General features: G+C 47.7%; 21 protein-coding genes. 3 read left to right on the forward strand and 18 right to left on the reverse strand.

Features of this window, described 5'->3' with window-relative positions; genetic code table 11:
* Positions 1 to 446: 446 nt before the first annotated feature.
* The 8 genes from ACO6UY_RS03575 to ACO6UY_RS03610 all read right to left on the reverse strand — a co-directional run bounded on the left by ACO6UY_RS03575 (position 447) and on the right by ACO6UY_RS03610 (position 6,610).
* A complete protein-coding gene (locus tag ACO6UY_RS03575; RefSeq protein WP_422489076.1) occupies positions 447 to 800 on the reverse strand; it encodes a hypothetical protein in 354 nt (117 codons plus the stop codon).
* 350 nt (positions 801 to 1,150) lie between these two features.
* A complete protein-coding gene (locus ACO6UY_RS03580; RefSeq protein ID WP_422449307.1) occupies positions 1,151 to 2,596 on the reverse strand; it encodes a hypothetical protein in 1,446 nt (481 codons plus the stop codon).
* 146 nt (positions 2,597 to 2,742) lie between these two features.
* Entirely contained in the window at positions 2,743 to 3,294 is a 552-nt protein-coding gene (locus ACO6UY_RS03585) for a cupin domain-containing protein (protein WP_422449305.1), read from the reverse strand.
* 105 nt (positions 3,295 to 3,399) lie between these two features.
* The gene (locus ACO6UY_RS03590) at positions 3,400 to 4,395 is read right to left on the reverse strand and encodes an extracellular solute-binding protein (RefSeq protein ID WP_422459428.1); all 996 of its coding nucleotides are present in this window, start codon (positions 4,393 to 4,395) and stop codon (positions 3,400 to 3,402) included.
* Between the two features lie 34 nt (positions 4,396 to 4,429).
* Positions 4,430 to 4,675, reverse strand: a complete 246-nt coding sequence (locus ACO6UY_RS03595) for a hypothetical protein (RefSeq protein ID WP_422449303.1) — start codon at positions 4,673 to 4,675, stop codon at positions 4,430 to 4,432.
* Positions 4,647 to 4,805 (reverse strand): hypothetical protein, encoded by a 159-nt coding sequence (locus tag ACO6UY_RS03600; RefSeq protein ID WP_422449301.1) that lies wholly within the window; start codon positions 4,803 to 4,805, stop codon positions 4,647 to 4,649. The genes ACO6UY_RS03595 and ACO6UY_RS03600 overlap by 29 nt, the downstream gene beginning before the upstream one ends.
* 24 nt (positions 4,806 to 4,829) lie before the next feature.
* Complete coding sequence (locus ACO6UY_RS03605; protein WP_422459313.1) at positions 4,830 to 6,176, reverse strand: glutamine synthetase family protein; 1,347 nt, start codon at positions 6,174 to 6,176, stop codon at positions 4,830 to 4,832.
* 17 nt (positions 6,177 to 6,193) lie between these two features.
* Positions 6,194 to 6,610, reverse strand: coding sequence for a gamma-glutamyl-gamma-aminobutyrate hydrolase family protein (locus ACO6UY_RS03610; protein ID WP_422459317.1), 417 nt, complete (start codon positions 6,608 to 6,610; stop codon positions 6,194 to 6,196).
* A gap of 108 nt (positions 6,611 to 6,718) precedes the next feature.
* Between ACO6UY_RS03610 and ACO6UY_RS03615 the strand changes: the two genes are divergently transcribed.
* Entirely contained in the window at positions 6,719 to 6,889 is a 171-nt protein-coding gene (locus ACO6UY_RS03615) for a XapX domain-containing protein (RefSeq protein ID WP_422449295.1), read from the forward strand.
* Here ACO6UY_RS03615 and ACO6UY_RS03620 read toward each other — a convergent pair.
* On the reverse strand, positions 6,812 to 7,351 hold the full coding sequence (locus tag ACO6UY_RS03620) for an aminotransferase class III-fold pyridoxal phosphate-dependent enzyme (RefSeq protein WP_422489078.1): 540 nt from the start codon (positions 7,349 to 7,351) through the stop codon (positions 6,812 to 6,814). The two genes, ACO6UY_RS03615 and ACO6UY_RS03620, sit on opposite strands and share 78 nt — an antisense overlap.
* Positions 7,352 to 7,754: 403 nt before the next feature.
* On the opposite strand from ACO6UY_RS03620, the gene ACO6UY_RS03625 reads away from it, so the two are divergent.
* Positions 7,755 to 8,162 carry an aldehyde dehydrogenase family protein gene (locus ACO6UY_RS03625; RefSeq protein ID WP_422459319.1) on the forward strand — a complete coding sequence of 136 codons (408 nt, stop codon included), beginning with the start codon at positions 7,755 to 7,757 and terminating at the stop codon, positions 8,160 to 8,162.
* Here ACO6UY_RS03625 and ACO6UY_RS03630 read toward each other — a convergent pair.
* Positions 8,151 to 9,308 (reverse strand): protein kinase domain-containing protein, encoded by a 1,158-nt coding sequence (locus ACO6UY_RS03630; RefSeq protein WP_422489080.1) that lies wholly within the window; start codon positions 9,306 to 9,308, stop codon positions 8,151 to 8,153. The genes ACO6UY_RS03625 and ACO6UY_RS03630 overlap by 12 nt on opposite strands.
* A 155-nt stretch (positions 9,309 to 9,463) precedes the next feature.
* On the opposite strand from ACO6UY_RS03630, the gene ACO6UY_RS03635 reads away from it, so the two are divergent.
* Positions 9,464 to 10,762 carry an NAD(P)/FAD-dependent oxidoreductase gene (locus tag ACO6UY_RS03635; RefSeq protein WP_422489082.1) on the forward strand — a complete coding sequence of 433 codons (1,299 nt, stop codon included), beginning with the start codon at positions 9,464 to 9,466 and terminating at the stop codon, positions 10,760 to 10,762.
* Positions 10,763 to 10,861: 99 nt separating this feature from the next.
* On the opposite strand, the gene ACO6UY_RS03640 is transcribed toward ACO6UY_RS03635, so the two are convergent.
* The 8 genes from ACO6UY_RS03640 to cutA form a co-directional block, all read right to left on the reverse strand.
* Positions 10,862 to 11,353 carry a hypothetical protein gene (locus tag ACO6UY_RS03640; protein WP_422459325.1) on the reverse strand — a complete coding sequence of 164 codons (492 nt, stop codon included), beginning with the start codon at positions 11,351 to 11,353 and terminating at the stop codon, positions 10,862 to 10,864.
* Between the two features lie 238 nt (positions 11,354 to 11,591).
* Positions 11,592 to 12,176 carry a DJ-1/PfpI family protein gene (locus ACO6UY_RS03645; protein ID WP_422459327.1) on the reverse strand — a complete coding sequence of 195 codons (585 nt, stop codon included), beginning with the start codon at positions 12,174 to 12,176 and terminating at the stop codon, positions 11,592 to 11,594.
* Between the two features lie 95 nt (positions 12,177 to 12,271).
* Positions 12,272 to 12,559 (reverse strand): helix-turn-helix domain-containing protein, encoded by a 288-nt coding sequence (locus tag ACO6UY_RS03650; RefSeq protein ID WP_101746508.1) that lies wholly within the window; start codon positions 12,557 to 12,559, stop codon positions 12,272 to 12,274.
* Positions 12,552 to 12,863 carry a transcriptional regulator gene (locus tag ACO6UY_RS03655; protein WP_422449281.1) on the reverse strand — a complete coding sequence of 104 codons (312 nt, stop codon included), beginning with the start codon at positions 12,861 to 12,863 and terminating at the stop codon, positions 12,552 to 12,554. The genes ACO6UY_RS03650 and ACO6UY_RS03655 overlap by 8 nt, the downstream gene beginning before the upstream one ends.
* Before the next feature lie 278 nt (positions 12,864 to 13,141).
* The gene (locus tag ACO6UY_RS03660; protein ID WP_422489084.1) at positions 13,142 to 13,726 is read right to left on the reverse strand and encodes a DJ-1/PfpI family protein; all 585 of its coding nucleotides are present in this window, start codon (positions 13,724 to 13,726) and stop codon (positions 13,142 to 13,144) included.
* A gap of 5 nt (positions 13,727 to 13,731) precedes the next feature.
* Positions 13,732 to 14,277 carry a FlgO family outer membrane protein gene (locus tag ACO6UY_RS03665; protein ID WP_422449277.1) on the reverse strand — a complete coding sequence of 182 codons (546 nt, stop codon included), beginning with the start codon at positions 14,275 to 14,277 and terminating at the stop codon, positions 13,732 to 13,734.
* Entirely contained in the window at positions 14,277 to 14,945 is a 669-nt protein-coding gene (locus tag ACO6UY_RS03670; RefSeq protein ID WP_422449275.1) for a hypothetical protein, read from the reverse strand. Before ACO6UY_RS03670 ends, ACO6UY_RS03665 begins: the two co-directional genes overlap by 1 nt.
* 164 nt (positions 14,946 to 15,109) lie before the next feature.
* A complete protein-coding gene (gene cutA / locus ACO6UY_RS03675; protein ID WP_422489085.1) occupies positions 15,110 to 15,451 on the reverse strand; it encodes a divalent-cation tolerance protein CutA in 342 nt (113 codons plus the stop codon).
* Positions 15,452 to 15,454: the final 3 nt, after the last annotated feature.

Consider the following 15,454-nt stretch of genomic DNA (forward strand, 5'->3'; position numbering starts at 1 on the left):
AATGTCAATGCAGCAGTACTGAAAGACCCGATCAACGTCACAATAATGTCACTGGCTGTAGATTGTTTATCGAGAATAAAACTGCTGTATCTGCCAAAAGCACTGAAAAGACACAGACCTGTTAGCACCCCATGAAGTACTGATTTCGGTTTTTCCGCTTCGCAGATAAAACGCTGAAAAAGAATTTCAACGTCATGTTTTGGCTTCTTGAGCTGCTCACAAAGTTTTTCGGTGATAATCGCTTTGTTTTCTTCCCTGCTGATATGTTTCAGAATGGATTCAATCTTGTCATGCTTTTTTTCAAATCTTACAGCGCTTCTTTCTGCCAGATTTCTATTGGCTTCAACGGTGTGTAAAGTATTGAATATATGATGGTGGTCGTTAGCTAAACGTTCAATGTTTGATTTTGCATAATTCCAGTGATATTGGGCGCTCTCCAGTTTTTTTTAAAAGCTGTTAATCTCTTTTTCAGCCTCTGGTATTGATAGCCCTGTGTGGTTAGTTAAATGCTGGATGGACAAACATTTACCAGGCTCATTTGCCAAGGTAAATTGGATTTTATGCGCCTGCTGTAATATTTCAAAGGGTGGGGAATGGGGCTCTTTTGGGGAATGGTTCTCTTCATTGACTTGCCATCTTTTCCGAAAGCCACTGGATAGCAGGGAAACATCACCAGATGATGAAATAGAAGCCGTTCTATCCAGTAATAAAGGGCCTGTAATATGAGTTCCTTTAGAAGCCAGCCCGATAGTTTCTAATGCTGGAGCATTGGTCACACCCGCTTCTGAATCATACTGCAAGGGTAAAATATCAGTGCCCCCGGCATTGGATGAACTGTTCTGGCTCAAATTCAGGGCACTGAGATGCAGAGAAACCTTGGATGGTTAATTCATTGATGAATCCTGTATCGAATTGTAGTTGATTTTTATCAGGTCAATACTGTTGGGTTAACGTCGCCTTTGTACTTTAATGATGAAGTAGAGTGCAGGAAAGCTGACTGTGCCCAGGGAAAACAAAGATGCAACTATTGACTGGTAATTTCATACACTATTGTTCTCCTGCACAGCCTCTGGCTATGAATTTGACCTTTGTCATTGACCGTCCACTGCGGCTAATCAGCCACAGCTGGTTGGGCACATGATTTATGCCGTCAAACGTTCTGTTGCTCCAGTTGTACCACCGGATTATTGTTGTTCGCGGACCCCGTCGAAGGCTCCGCTGTAGCTGCGGGTTGATGATGAGACTGCCGGAATTGCAATGGATTACTTAGTGCGTTCAACAATAAAGGTGTTGTTGATGAGTCCGGATTTGCCTGCCTGAGAGTCTTATAACTTTTATAGGTACAGACTCCATAGGCGGCTATTGTCAAAACAGCGGGTAAAGCAAGCCAGCCATAAGCAGGGGGGGCAACAGTATGGCATAAATCTGCCCGCTCATCCGAGAAATCACAACAATCGAAATTCCCATCGCACACTTTATCCCGAGGAATACATTTGCTGCTGTCGCAGCGGAAATCACGCCCTAACTCTTCACATTTGGCCTGTGTGCATAAATCCGCCCCCTCATCGGAATTATCATCACAATTATCATACCAATAAGATTTAACCAAGTTACAGTCATCCTTGTTACAGACATACTTGGGCTCAATGCACCTTTTGTTTTTGCAGAGAAAGCTACGCCCTAACTCTTCACATCTGGCCTGAGTGCAAAAATCCGCGCCCTCATCGGAACCATCACCACAATCAATATATCCATCGCACTGCATCCTGCGAGAGATACATGTTGGTTTGTCTTCGTAGTTGCAGAGGATACTACGCCCTAGCTTCTCACATTGGTCCTGTGTGCATAAATCCGGCCCTTCATCAGAATTATCCGTAACATTCAGAGTATTACAACTATTATGTCCATTGCACACTCTTTCGGTAGAGATACATTTTGAACTGTTGTGGCAGAGGAAACTACGCCCTAACTTCTCACATCTATCCTGAGTGCATGTTTTCGCCCCCTCATCGGAACCATCGCCACAATCTAAATGACCATACCCACTATCTCTCCCGTTACAGACCCCCTTGGTATCAATGCACTTTGCGCTGTTGCAGATAAACCGCCCCAACTTTTCACATTTGTCCTTAGTGCATACATCTTTCCGCTCATCCGTATTATCAAAACAATCATCATGCCCATCGCACAGATCACTGATATAAATACATTTACCGTTGTCACAGCTGAATTCGTCAGAAGGACATTTCGCCCCGGCCGGTTGCAGTTGATGATAAAAAACAGCAAAGCTGAGCAGTGTTTTAAGCCCTGGTGCAACACCATCAATATAAGGTGAGGTCATTACCTGATTAAATGCATAACCCGCTACACTACGCATCAGTCCCATTCCGGCCTGTAAGGCACTACCGGCAAGCTGCCTTACCCTGTAGTCAGAAATCGCCCTGTGCTCAGGCTTTTGAGCTGGGCCATGACGGCAACTGGCACTCGTCTGCCCGTGGCTGACGGTGATACCTGATGCTTTTGTGGTTTCCCGGGAGTGTGAAGAAGTGACCTGGGAAGGGAAGACATTTGGCAAGGTAGATGTTGCAATTTGCATTTGATGACCTCAGAGGATATGTCCAATACATCCATGCAAGTATGCCCATGGCATGGGCTCCACAGGTTTACCGATCTCTCTGGAAAGCAATATAGTTATTTTTTTAAAGCAAGGGCCTGACCGGATAGCGCCTTCACCGGAAGGCATTAAAAATTACCGGGAGTTGTACAGCTGATCAAACGACACTTTTTGTCATTACTCGGATTGCAGAAGCGGTGAGGGCGGTTGCTGTCGAAATAATAGCTGTCACCGGGGTTCAGCAGATAGACATCTAGACCCACGGTAAGCTCAAGCTGACCTTCAATGATGATGCCGGCTTCTTCACCTTCATGGCAGAGCATCTCCTCACCGGTATCGGAACCCGGCGGGTAATTTTCATCCATAAAGGCCATGGCACGGTTCGCCTTGTGCTGACCAATGATTTTGATCTGTATCTGGTCCATGATCATCGCAGGAAGTTCTTCTGAACGATAGACGACTGGCTCGTAGCCGTACTCATCCATCTCCACAGAGAAAAACGTCACCAGCGACATGGGAATGCCATCGAGTACTTTTTTCAGGGAGCTGACCGATGGGCTGACACTGTTTTTTTCAATCATGGAAATGGTGCTGTTGGTAACACCGGCACGTTTTGCCAGCTCTCGCTGGGAGAGGTTATGCATAATTCGAACGGTTTTTAACCGTGTTCCTACATCCAAAGCAGGTTCTCCTTGAAGCTTCCCTGAAGTTCTCCATGATGTTTGAACAGACCCACAGGGAAGCAAGAGACTGGCTCCCTGTCCCGCAGGAGCCAGTGGTGACGTTTACTGTCCGGTAGTGACTTTGGTGAACGACCGGTTAATAATGCGATCCACTTTGGGTGGCAGCACAGCAAAAACGTAGAGATTCTTTTTGGCTTCTGCGGTCGGGTAAATACCGGGATTTTCACGGATATCCTGGTCAACCAGGGCAAAAGAACTCTTATTCGGGCTGGCATAGGCCACGTAGTTACTGATGTCAGCAATCACTTCCGGCTTCAGAAGATAGTTCAGGAAGGCATAGGCTTCATCAATATTTTTCGCATCTTTGGGAATGGCCAGCATATCAAACCACATGCCTGCACCTTCCTTGGGAATGGTGTATTCAACAACGACACCATTGTCGGCTTCATCGGCACGGTCACTGGCCTGCAGCACGTCGCCGGACCAGCCTATTGCCACACAGATATCTCCGTTGGCCAGATCAGAAATGTAGCGGGAAGAGTGGAAGTAGGTGACATGAGGGCGAACCTTCATCAGCAGCGCTTCCGCTTTCTGATAATCACCCTTGTTCACTGAGTTAGGATCAAGCCCAAGGTAGCGCAGGGCAGCAGGCATGATTTCTGTTGGCGCATTCAGAAACGCAACACCGCACTTGTTCAGCTTGCTGATGTACTTCTCCTCAAACACCAGGTCCCAGCTGTCGACAGGGGCCTCTTCGCCAAGATATTTTTTGACCAGCTCAGGGTTATAGCCAATGCCCGTGGTTCCCCACAGGTAAGGGATGGAATGTTTATTGCCTTCGTCGTATGTCTCCAGCAGGGCCATCAGTTCCGTATCAAGGTGTTTCCATTCAGACAGTCTGGTTTTATCCAACGGTTTGAACACACCGGCTTTGATCTGCCTGGCCATAAAATCGGAAGAGGGCACGACAATATCGTAGCCGGTATTTCCTGACAGGAGCTTGGCTTCCAGTACTTCATTACTGTCAAACACGTCATAGCGAACCTGGATACCGGTCTCTTGCTCAAAGTTGGCAATGGTGTCTTTGGCAAGGTTGATTAAAAAATACCCGGGTTATAACAACCCGGATGAATTATTGTTTTCTGTCGTTCAAGTACTCCAGGGTTAAATCAAGGCATTTACGGGCTTTGGTCACCAATTCATCAATCTCGGCATGGCTGATGATCAGTGGTGGTGAGATGATCATGGTATCGCCCACTGCGCGCATCACCAGACCATTTTTGAAGCAGAAATTACGGCAGACGGTGCCTGCTGTGCCTTCATCATCAAAACGGGTTCTTGCTTCCCTGTTATTGGTCATTTCCAGTGCCGCAACCATGCCGACACCACGGGTTATGGGTGGTTTTAAAGAAGGTGTTGTAGTAAGGCAGCTCTTTCATCTGCTGACAGACTGCGGCAATCAGCTCCTGTCGTCCATAGCCAATATTGACGCACCAGAGCCCGGCCATGCCATCAAGAATTTTATTATTTTTTTAAACAGTCATCTGCAGGTATTCACGCTCCCAGGAGCTGATAATCCCTTTGAAGTTCTGGTATTCAGTGCGCTTCACTTCAACATAGGAACGAACAAAGCGTCTTCCCAGGGTCTTTTTGAGAATTTCACTCTGTTCCATCAGCTCAAGGGCTTCCTCAAGATTAAGTGGAAGTCTTTTGTCGTTAGAATCATCAGAGGCATTTCCGGTAACGGCTTGTGTTGGTTCTGCGGCATTAATCATGCCAAGGTAACCACAAAGCAGTGATGCCGCAAAGGCGAGGTATGGGTTGGCGTCCGCCCCTGCCAGTCTGTTTTCAACACGGCGGTTGGCAGGAGATGAGTCAGGAATTCTCAGGCTGACAGTCCGGTTATCAATACCCCAGGCCAGATTCACCGGCGCAGAGGTATCCCTGAGAAAACGACGGTAGGAGTTTACGTTCGGCGCAAAAAGTGGCATGGCTTCCGATACATACTGCTGAAGCCCGCCAATATAGTGGTAAATCATCTTGCTGGGGGAGTCATCTTCGTTGCTGAAAATGTTGTTTCCCTGTTTATCCAGGATACTCTGGTGCAGGTGCATGGAGCTGCCCGGTTCACCACTGATGGGCTTGGCCATAAAAGTGGCATTAATCTCATGTTTTAATGCCGCTTCCCGTACCGTGCGTTTAAATATAAATACCTGGTCTGCCAGGGACAGCGCATCACCGTGACGGAAGTTGATTTCCATCTGGGCTGCACCTTCTTCGTGAATCAGGGTATCTACATCCAGCCCCTGCTGTTCACACCAGTTGTAAACATCTTCAAAGAGAGGGTCATATTCATTGGCAGCGTCAATGCTATAGGATTGGCGGCCAGACTCAGGACGCCCGGATCGGCCAACCGGCGGCTGCAACGGGTGGTCCGGATTAGCGGTGCGTTTGGTCAGGTAAAATTCCAGTTCAGGTGCCACGACGGGCTTCCAGCCTTTGGCTTCATAAAGCGCCAGAACGTTTTTCAGCACTGCCCTTGGTGCCATGCTGATCAGGTTACCCTGCTTATCGTAACAGTCATGGATAACCAGCGCCGTTGGCTCCAGTGCCCAGGGTACCATATGGACAGCGGACTCATCGGGTTTGAGAATCATATCGATCTCAGCGGCATTCATCAGCTCATAGTAGATTTCATCTTCGACGTAATCTCCGGTCACTCCCTGAATCAGCAAACTTTCCGGCAGTCGTATGCCTTTTTCGGCAATAAACTTGCTACTGGGCATAATCTTGCCACGGGCGATACCGGTAAAGTCGGATATGACCGCTTCGACCTCGGTGATTCTCTGCGCTTTTAACCAGCTGGCCAGCTTTTTCATAGTATCTTTGCTTATGGTTATGTTCTTAGTGATGACGAGGTAATCGTTGGTAATGCCTTGTACGACAGGCTTCGGCAAATGCCTAATAAAGGAATACCCAGGGCTATGGCATCAGGGATAAGTTGCAGAGTTGTGTTATCTCTCTGGCTATCATGGTGTGCGCTTTCTTTTGAAACATCGGAGTTAGCCGGTGCACTACCATAGCGCCGGGGTTCAATATTCGAATAAGCACCAGTAACCAGCAGGCCGTCAAGCTGTGCAAGAATGTCCTGACTATCCAGGGGAACAGGCAAAGAAGGGATGATAACAGGGAGGGCATTGGCAGCATGAACAACAGAGGTGAGATACTTTTCTCCAGCCTGATGTACACGGTGCAGACCATCCATTGCCGTGTCTGCTGTGACACCGATCAGTGGCCGGGTATCGGTTTTCATAATCCACCTTATTATGTTGTTTAAGCTTCGTTTCCCTGAATCAGACTTCAGGGGCTGTTTTCATGGACTAATATAAGATTTTCCTGCAGTTTCTTCTGGTGTCACCTGATGAACGAAGCCCTTATTGCTACAGCCACTGGTTTTGCCGTAGGTATGCTCTTCAGCTACTTCCGCTTGCCGATCCCTGCACCCCCTGTACTGTCAGGTGTTACAGGGATCGTGGGTGTCTATCTGGGACATGTCTGCTTTCAATATTTGATCACACGTTTTTTCAGTTAGTTTACCGAACATTGTGCGATTATTGCCGATCCCCCCGACAGAAATGCCACCAAAATTCACACCGTGGTAACCACGCTCACGACCAACCAGTCTCTGTCGTGTACCTTCACCCCTGATGCGATGATAGCCCAGGGCAATTTTCAGGGCAGTCTCTACAGACTCTGAGCCTGAGTTGGTAAAGAACACGTGGTTCAGGTTGCCGGGGGCAATGTCCGCCAGACGTTCTGCAAACTCGAATGCCAGGGGGTGCCCCATTTGAAAGGGTGGCGCGTAGTCCATTTTTGCCACCTGACGGGCGACAGCGTCAGATATCTCCTGACGTCCATGACCGGCGTTAACACACCATAGACCGGCGCAGCCATCCAGAATCAGACGACCTTTGTCGTCCTGATAGTACATGCCTTCTGCACTGGTGAGCATGCGGGACTGTTGCCTGAACTGGCGGTTTGCTGTGAAGGGCATTCAGAGCGCGTCCAGTGAGCTGGCTTTTCTGTTCATGGTATGTTGGCGGGCAGTTGCTGTGGGCTTACTCAGGGGCAGATCAGTCATATCCCTTACCTTTGTTATTATTGAGCCCTGGTTTGCTGACGCCAGTGGTATCAGTGGCGCACATGATTGCAAACATTGTGCACAATATTTCAAACAATCTGTATTGAATCAAGTACTGCATTTCGTTAATGTGCTTTTATCAACAAATGCCCTCAAACAATAACAACGGGAGCGGTTATGGCGACCAGAACGCGCGGGCAATGGCAGGCTAAGTAGTTGGCCAAATGGAATCGTATATTTCTAGCTAAGTGGGCAGTCACTCTGCGGCGTTGCAACTCCGGTCACATAGCTACGGCTATGCTCCCTACGTTGCGCCTTGCATAGCAACTGCCCACTTAGCCAGAAATATACGATTCCATTTGGCCAACTACTTATCGAACCCACGGTGTTTGACCAGGTTGATAATCAGATGACCATTGCCCGTGAAGAGATCTTTGGGCCGGTGCTGTCGGTTATTTCCTTCCATGATAAGGAGGAGGCAATCCGCATTGCCAATGACAGCGACTACGGCCTTGCGGCAGCGTTCTGGACCGGTAATCTTGACAAAGCGCATCGGGTAGCCAGGCGACTCAGGGCGGGTTCAGTGTTCATCAATAACTACCATGGTGGAGATATGACGGTGCCTTTTGGTGGCTTCAAGCAGTCCGGTAATGGTCGGGATAAGTCGCTCCATGCCTTTGATAAATACACGGAGTTGAAATCTACCTGGATTTCACTGCTTTAAGCCTGCTAACTGGTCCAATGCTGCTTTCGCTTCTGACAATGCCATTCGCTGGCTCGGTTTACGAAACAGCGAAAGCATGATGTTCAACAATTCAGGATGAAAAACTCTGAATCGCGTCAGCATATATGACCTTTTTTGTTCCTCACTTTTTTCATTGAAACGGATGATGTCCTTATAAGTCTTAGATTTATCCTTTGAGTCATATAATCGCAATCCGGTGGATAGAACAAATAGAAGCACCCCGAGTGACCAGGCATCTACGGTATGATTATATCTTCTTTCAGAGAACACCTCGGGGGCAACATAGTCAACAGTGCCACAGAGGGTTCTGGTATAATCGTCTTTTTTCAGGTGTTTGGTGAGCCCCATATCGGTTAGCTTTACCATGCTTTCTTCCCCCGGGGCTTTTGGGGGGGCATAAAGTATATTATCGGGCTTAATATCCCGATACACCAAATTCTGATCATGAATACACATTAATGCGGCACAGATTTTTCTGCCAACATCAACTGCAAGGTCGAAACCAGGTTCGACTTTTTTATTTACAAGGCTTTCACAAAGGTCAATGGCATCAACATATTCGAGAACGCAGGCCAGGGGCCTGTAGAGAGCCAGGGAAAAATCAGGATCCCCGTGTTGGATCAAACGATATTTATTGTTAGCTTCTCGCTGTACTAAAACCGCCAGAGTTTTAACAATATTCGGATGATCCGGAATATTCAGCCCTGATATCTCTCCGTTTTTCTGCTGAATGAGTCTCCGCTCTATTGAGAATGTTTTATCTTTTAACAGCTTCACAGCGATGGTTTGTTGTCCATCCGATACTTTTTTTACCACAGAAGACCCTCCTTCGTTGATTTTTCTGCTTTTCACCGGTTCTTTCAGGCGCAAGAGCTGCACTATCACCTGTTCGGTTTCAATCGGTGGGGAGTAGTGGCGACTGGCTCTTTTATTGATCGGAGCCTTTGCAGGTAGAGGAAGGTCAATGGATTCTCCGGTAATTTTTCCGGCGATCGCTACTCCATCATCCGGTTTTACCGAATATTGATTGTGTTTCGCAGGACGCGCTGTTGCTGCAACGGCTCCCCGGGGCGGGTTTGTGTTGAAAGATAAATGTTGTTTGCCGGGTTCCTTGGGGGGCGTCATAAAAAAAGCTCATCATAAGTACTCGGTAATTAGACTCTGACACAGACTGAAAATTCCCTTGATATATCAGGGGGCCTGGGGAATAGTTCGTGAGGAATGGTTCGCTGAAATTCTGCCTCTTGAAAACGTTGAAATATAAGAACAGGCAATGATTTATGAAACTCAAGGCACCTGTACATACCGAAGCCCATGCGCAGTCTTACTACGCCGCGTCACTGAACTTTGCCACAGATTATCCGGTGCTGGAAGGTAGCCTGACCGTCGATGTCTGTGTGGTTGGTGGGGGGTTCTCCGGCATCGCTACAGCCCTGGAACTGGCCGAGCGTGGCTATCGCGTTGCGGTTCTGGAGGCACGGAAAATCGGTTGGGGGGCAACCGGGCGAAATGGCGGTCAGCTGATTCGGGGGATGGGGGAAGAGCCGGAGCAGTTTCGCAACCAGATCGGTACCGATGGGGTCGAGGCAATCCATCGGATGGGGTTTGAGGCTGTTGAGCTGGTGCGCGAGCGGGTCCGGAAATACGGCATTCAGTGTGACTTGAAAATGGGCTATGTGGATGCGGCGATCAAGCCAAAACAGATGGCCGGGATTACGGAAGATTATGAGTCCCTGAAGGCACGCCATTATGCCCATGAGCTGCGGCTGCTATCACAGGATGATATCAAGCAATATATCAATACTGACCGGTATATTGGCGGCATGCTCGACTCGGGAAGTGGGCATTTGCACCCATTGAATCTCTGTCTGGGTGAGGCGCGTGTAGCTGAGGGATTAGGGGTACAGTTGTTCGAATATTCGCCGGTGGTGAAAATCCATAAGGGTAACCTGCCCGGGGTTGAAACGGCGAAAGGTTCGGTAACCTGCCAGTTCCTGGTATTGGCAGGGAATGCCTACCTGGGGAACCTGGAACCAAAGATTGGCGGAAAAGTGTTACCTGCGGGCAGTTATATCATTGCCACAGAACAACTGGAGGACAGGGTCTGGCAAAGCCTGATACCACAAGACACGGCTATCTGTGATGTCAGCCTTGCCCTGGATTACTTCCGCCTTTCTGCGGATAAACGACTGTTGTTTGGTGGTATGTGCAATTACTCCGGGCGGGATCCAAAAGATATTGTCGCATCGCTCCGCCCGAAAATGTTGCAGGTCTTTCCTCAGCTGGAAAATGTCGCTATTGAATACCAGTGGGGCGGCATGATTGGGATTGGTGCCAATCGCATGCCACAGATTGGTCGATCAGGGGCAAACATTTACTTTGCCCAGGCCTATTCTGGCCACGGGGTCAATGCCACCCATCTGGCGGGGAGGGTACTGGCAGAGGCTATTTCCGGCCAGGCAGAACGGTTTGATGTGTTTGCCAATATACGTCATATCACTTTTCCCGGAGGGCGCTATTTCCGTTCGCCGTTACTGGCCCTGGGGATGTTGTGGTATCGGCTGAAAGAGGTGGTTTAGCCTGCGTTCAACAGGGCGTTGGTAACGCTGGAAAAGCATTTGGGACGTTTTCTCGCCATGTGACCAGACCACAAGCAAGGCGAAAACGCCCCTTTAGATTCAATGAATTGTTCTGTCTGTGGGGGAAGACTGGTTAGCAATATGGTTTTGGTTTCTGTGCAGGTATTGCAGATCCGGCCAACTCAGACTTAGCCACTCTTTGGCCTCATCGAGATAATGTTGACAGCACTTACAGATACGATGCTTTGTGGAAAACTCCAGCAGTGGTATCACAGTACACTTCAGAGCCTTGAGTAACGGGGGCTTAAATGCCTCAGATAATCCTCCTGACTTTATCAGCGTGATAATCCGCCGGTAGGGGAAGACCAGAAATTCACTGGCCTTCTGGGGGATCTTCTGATTTTCATAAAGGGCTGCCAGATTATGCATGGCAGCAATCCACGCCATCATTAACTGAGGGTTATCCAGATCCTTGAACCATTCATGTTCCAGCATCCGGGCAGCGTCCAGATAAGCTGTTTCAGCTGATCGCCATTTGCATTGATGAAAATTAACATTCCCTTGATGAAGCTTCTGTTGCCACTGGTTCACTGTCCGGATCCCGTATTGATTCATTTATTTTAATGAGAATAATTATCATTTGTATTATAAAAAGTGGCTGATGTAAACTTTTCCCGCAAAATTGTTTGGAACAACAGGATGTGATTGTGTCAGATCAGTGGTGAAGAAACGGCTCTGGGAAATCCAGGTGATTGGTTTTTACTGTAATCACCTGGCATCATAGTTACGTTTACTGTTTTATCTTTTCCAAAAGCGATCCTTCATACTGTCACGCCTTTTGCCAGTCGAAATCCATTTGTCTGGCGGTCTTTTCTGCCAGCGCCTCACTGTGTAAGCGACTGACAATATGCAGGCTCATATCAATACCCGCAGAAATACCCGCTGACGTGATAACAGAGCCTTCATCCACCCAACGGACGTTGCTGATAACGTTGAGACCGGGGAACTGTGTTTGCAAATCCGGGATATCTTCCCAGTGAGTGGTGACATTCTGCTGGTTACGCAGTAAACCGGCTGCCGCCATCAGGAAAGCGCCGGTACAAACTGAAGCGTTCAGCCTGGCCTGTTGTCCCTGAGAGTAGATCCATTGTAATACACCGGGTTTATCCATTTCTGCGTTGTGCACACCACCGACAACCACCAGCAGGTCAATTGAGGGGTGGTTGTGAAACCCGTAGTCCGGTTGAACCCGGTAACCTCCCCTGGCAGTGACCAGATTGCCGGATTCACTGACCAGAAAAGGCCTGAAGGCTTTTCCGTTGGGAGAGAGGCGTGCCGCAGTGGCAAACACTTCAAAAGGACCAGAGAAGTCCAGGACTTCAGCCTGGTCGTAAATAAAAATACCTGTATTCATTATTATTAAATATCTTCGGATTAGTTGGTAGAAGTGGTTGTTGGTTGATTTTCAGACAAATGCTGGACACTCTGGCAAACTATAACAAATGCCCATTAACGGAGATTCTCAAAAACCTCAGGATGCTGTTCGACAACTCGCAACAGAGCTTTTGCAGGCCCCTGAGGATTCCGCCGTCCCTGCTCCCAGTCCTGGATTGTCCGAACACTGACTCCCATAAAAGAAGCAAAAGCCGACTGGGACAGCTGGAGCTTTTCCCTGATCTCTTTGGCAGGTGACGGCTCTGATAAGACGGTCGTTTTCAGCTTTCCCTTACCCGCCTTAAATGCCTTGATCTCATTCAGGCCATCGAGGATTTCCTGACCAATATCTCGTTCATTCATCGTTTATAGCCTCCGCTATCTTTTTCAGGATATGACCAGGAATACTTTCACGCTCCGACTTGCGATATAAGGTCAACATCCAGATTTCAAAATCACTCTTTTTCCAGTAATAAATAACCCGGATACTACCACTTTTACCCTTTCCATCCGGTGCCCATCGTATTTTACGGACACCCCCACTACCCCTGATAAGATCGCCAGAATCCGGTTTCTGTTGAAGGTGCCACTGCAATACCCGGTATTCATCATCTGATAAATATCCGGATAGCAATTTGGTAAAGCGGCTGGTTTCTATAAAAATCATACATTTATTATACGGCAAAGCCGTATGAAATCAATTCTGAAAGGAGTTTCAACAATCAAGTAAGTACAAAAGTCCTTTTTCCTGAAGAATGCTATCCGACCATCTCTACTGGCCGATGACCACCGTTTCTCCCCTTACCCAGTCAAGGTACTCTGGCAGGCCATTTTCAATGGGTATCTGAATAACCTGTAAATCATTGTACGACAGGGTATGCAGTCACCTGGTATCATAGTTACGATGCTGTGTTTATCTTGTCCTGAAAGCGGTACTTCATACTATCAGGCCTTTTGCCAGTGGAAATCCATTTGCCTGGCGGTCTTTTCTGCCAGCGCCTCACTGTGTAAGCGACTGACAATATGCAGGCTCATATCAATACCCGCAGAAATACCCGCTGACGTGATAACAGAGCCTTCATCCACCCAACGGACGTTGCTGATAACGTTGAGACTGGGGAACTGTGTTTGCAAATCCGGGATATCTTCCCAGTGAGTGGTGACATTCTGTTGGTTGCTCAGTAAACCGGCTGCCGCCATCAGGAAAGCGCCGGTACAAACTGAAGCGTTCAACCTGGCCTGTTTTCCCTGAGAGTAAATCCATTGTAAAACACCGGGCTTATCCATTTCTGCGTTGTGCACACCACCGACAACCACCAGCAGGTCAATTGAGGGGTGGTTGTGAAACCCGTAGTCCGGTTGAACCCGGTAACCTCCCCTGGCAGTGACCAGATTGCCGGATTCACTGACCAGAAAAGGCCTGAAGGCTTTTCCGTTGGGAGAGAGGCGTGCCGCAGTGGTAAACACTTCAAAAGGGCCAGAGAAGTCCAGAACTTCAGCCTGGTCATAAATAAAAATACCTGTATTCATTATTATCAGTAACGACGGTGGCTCACTAATAAACGAATATCTGCGTCCATTGGAATCTGGAAATCGGCAGTGGAAATAACACGTTTTGTACTGGTATCAATCATTCTTGCGCTGATATAGACAGTTGAGCTGCCAACAGCATAGGTGCCAGTTACAATAGCATCAGCATTATAGGACTTACTGAGATTATCCAGATTTCTTGAAAGACTGAACTCTCCAGCCTTGAAGTCATCAATAAAAACGCTATCCCGCATTTTGATTTCGATCAAATCATAACCAATATCAGATAAAGCGGATGAAAGCTGTTCTCCAAGAACACGACCCAGAGTAGTTGTATTACTAAGCTGGTTAATATCTGCAAGACTTGTCGAAAGAATAGTAGCCCCGACCGGTAATTCATCCTGTGCCTTTTTAGCCATGGCAATTGCTGCAAGTTGGCTGATTTTTACCAGATCAATTCTTTCGGGCTTTTTATGGCTTTTGCTCGAACACCCAGCCATCAAAATGGTAGAAAGCAGTGCAATGATAATTTTTGCAGTGAGTGACTTCATTATTTTTCTACTCCCTGTCCATCATTTTTGGTCAGATTAACAACTGCTGACTTTTTGTACTGCCGCATAGCCATATCAGGAATATAGTAGGAATTAGTTTCTGAAAATTGAATCTGGTAGTCGTCGACAATACGGGCTGTAATCACAACTTCTGTGTTGGTTTTGGAGGGGAATATTTTGCTGACGTCATAAGCTACCGAAAGAGGGATAACGCCATAGCTAATACCTTCAGCAACGCTTAAATCATCACCAAGTTCGGCCAGTGCCCATTGGAAGCCTGCAGTTCCAGTGGTGGCGAAGTTTGTGCCCTTATCTCTATCATTTGAGTGCCTGACAACCTGTGCATCCAGTTCCATTGAAAGGCTGGTAGCACTTGAGGTCATAACCGTTGCGCCGCGCTTGACCAACGCACTGGATAGCTGCTGTGTGAATACTTTGCTGAAAGTTGAGTGACTCTGCTCCAAATCGATATAGACCGGCTGAGACGCAAGGTTTGCGTTAGCCATAATCTGTCCGGATAAATGTTCGGCTATCACTCCCCAATGCTGAGCAGATTGAAGTTTAACCTGAGGACTTTGATCAACGGTTGTTGCTTTAGGGATAGGAGAACAACCCACTGCCGCCAACAGACACGCGACCACAACTGGGTACATAACTTTTCTGTTCACAAATGCATCCTTAACTTTGCTTTTCTCATACCATGCGGCATGTTTTATACTTATTTTACAGGTATACAGCTCAGAAGGATTGTACAGACTCCTATAACTCAGACAAACCAAAAAAGGCAAATGTACTAAATAAAGTATTTGATTTGATCTTGCCAATATATGTTTTACTGGCCGATGACCGCCGTTTCATCCCTTACCCAGTCAAGGTACTCTGGCAGGCCGTTCTCAATGGGTATCTGAATAACCTGTGGCACATCATAGCTGTGTTCAGCTTTCAGGTATTGCTCCAGTGCCTGATAACGCTCACAGGTGGTTTTAATCCGAAGCAGTACTTCCGGATCCGACTGGACTTCACCATCCCATCGATAATGGCTGTGGATTGGACTGCTCTGAACACAGGCTGCCAGGCGCTGTTCGATGATAGCCCTGGCATGGTCGTCAGCTTCCTGTTGATTGGGGCAGGTGGTCAGAACCATGCAGAAACCGCTGGATGGTTTTATGGGCATTTG

The sequence above is a fragment of the Endozoicomonas sp. ALE010 genome (genome assembly GCF_049310165.1).
GTDB lineage: Bacteria > Pseudomonadota > Gammaproteobacteria > Pseudomonadales > Endozoicomonadaceae > Endozoicomonas.

Excerpts from the sequence above, each read along its gene's own strand:
- ACO6UY_RS03580 (WP_422449307.1), bottom strand. The coding sequence starts at position 2,596 with ATGCAAATTGCAACATCTACCTTGCCAAATGTCTTCCCTTCCCAGGTC.
- ACO6UY_RS03595 (WP_422449303.1), bottom strand. The coding sequence starts at position 4,675 with ATGGTTGCGGCACTGGAAATGACCAATAACAGGGAAGCAAGAACCCGT.
- ACO6UY_RS03600 (WP_422449301.1), bottom strand. The coding sequence starts at position 4,805 with ATGGCCGGGCTCTGGTGCGTCAATATTGGCTATGGACGACAGGAGCTG.
- ACO6UY_RS03605 (WP_422459313.1), bottom strand. The coding sequence starts at position 6,176 with ATGAAAAAGCTGGCCAGCTGGTTAAAAGCGCAGAGAATCACCGAGGTC.
- ACO6UY_RS03610 (WP_422459317.1), bottom strand. The coding sequence starts at position 6,610 with ATGAAAACCGATACCCGGCCACTGATCGGTGTCACAGCAGACACGGCA.
- ACO6UY_RS03615 (WP_422449295.1), top strand. The coding sequence starts at position 6,719 with ATGAACGAAGCCCTTATTGCTACAGCCACTGGTTTTGCCGTAGGTATG.
- ACO6UY_RS03620 (WP_422489078.1), bottom strand. The coding sequence starts at position 7,351 with ATGCCCTTCACAGCAAACCGCCAGTTCAGGCAACAGTCCCGCATGCTC.
- ACO6UY_RS03630 (WP_422489080.1), bottom strand. The coding sequence starts at position 9,308 with ATGACGCCCCCCAAGGAACCCGGCAAACAACATTTATCTTTCAACACA.
- ACO6UY_RS03635 (WP_422489082.1), top strand. The coding sequence starts at position 9,464 with ATGAAACTCAAGGCACCTGTACATACCGAAGCCCATGCGCAGTCTTAC.
- ACO6UY_RS03645 (WP_422459327.1), bottom strand. The coding sequence starts at position 12,176 with ATGAATACAGGTATTTTTATTTACGACCAGGCTGAAGTCCTGGACTTC.
- ACO6UY_RS03650 (WP_101746508.1), bottom strand. The coding sequence starts at position 12,559 with ATGAATGAACGAGATATTGGTCAGGAAATCCTCGATGGCCTGAATGAG.
- ACO6UY_RS03655 (WP_422449281.1), bottom strand. The coding sequence starts at position 12,863 with ATGATTTTTATAGAAACCAGCCGCTTTACCAAATTGCTATCCGGATAT.
- ACO6UY_RS03660 (WP_422489084.1), bottom strand. The coding sequence starts at position 13,726 with ATGAATACAGGTATTTTTATTTATGACCAGGCTGAAGTTCTGGACTTC.
- ACO6UY_RS03665 (WP_422449277.1), bottom strand. The coding sequence starts at position 14,277 with ATGAAGTCACTCACTGCAAAAATTATCATTGCACTGCTTTCTACCATT.
- cutA (WP_422489085.1), bottom strand. The coding sequence starts at position 15,451 with ATGCCCATAAAACCATCCAGCGGTTTCTGCATGGTTCTGACCACCTGC.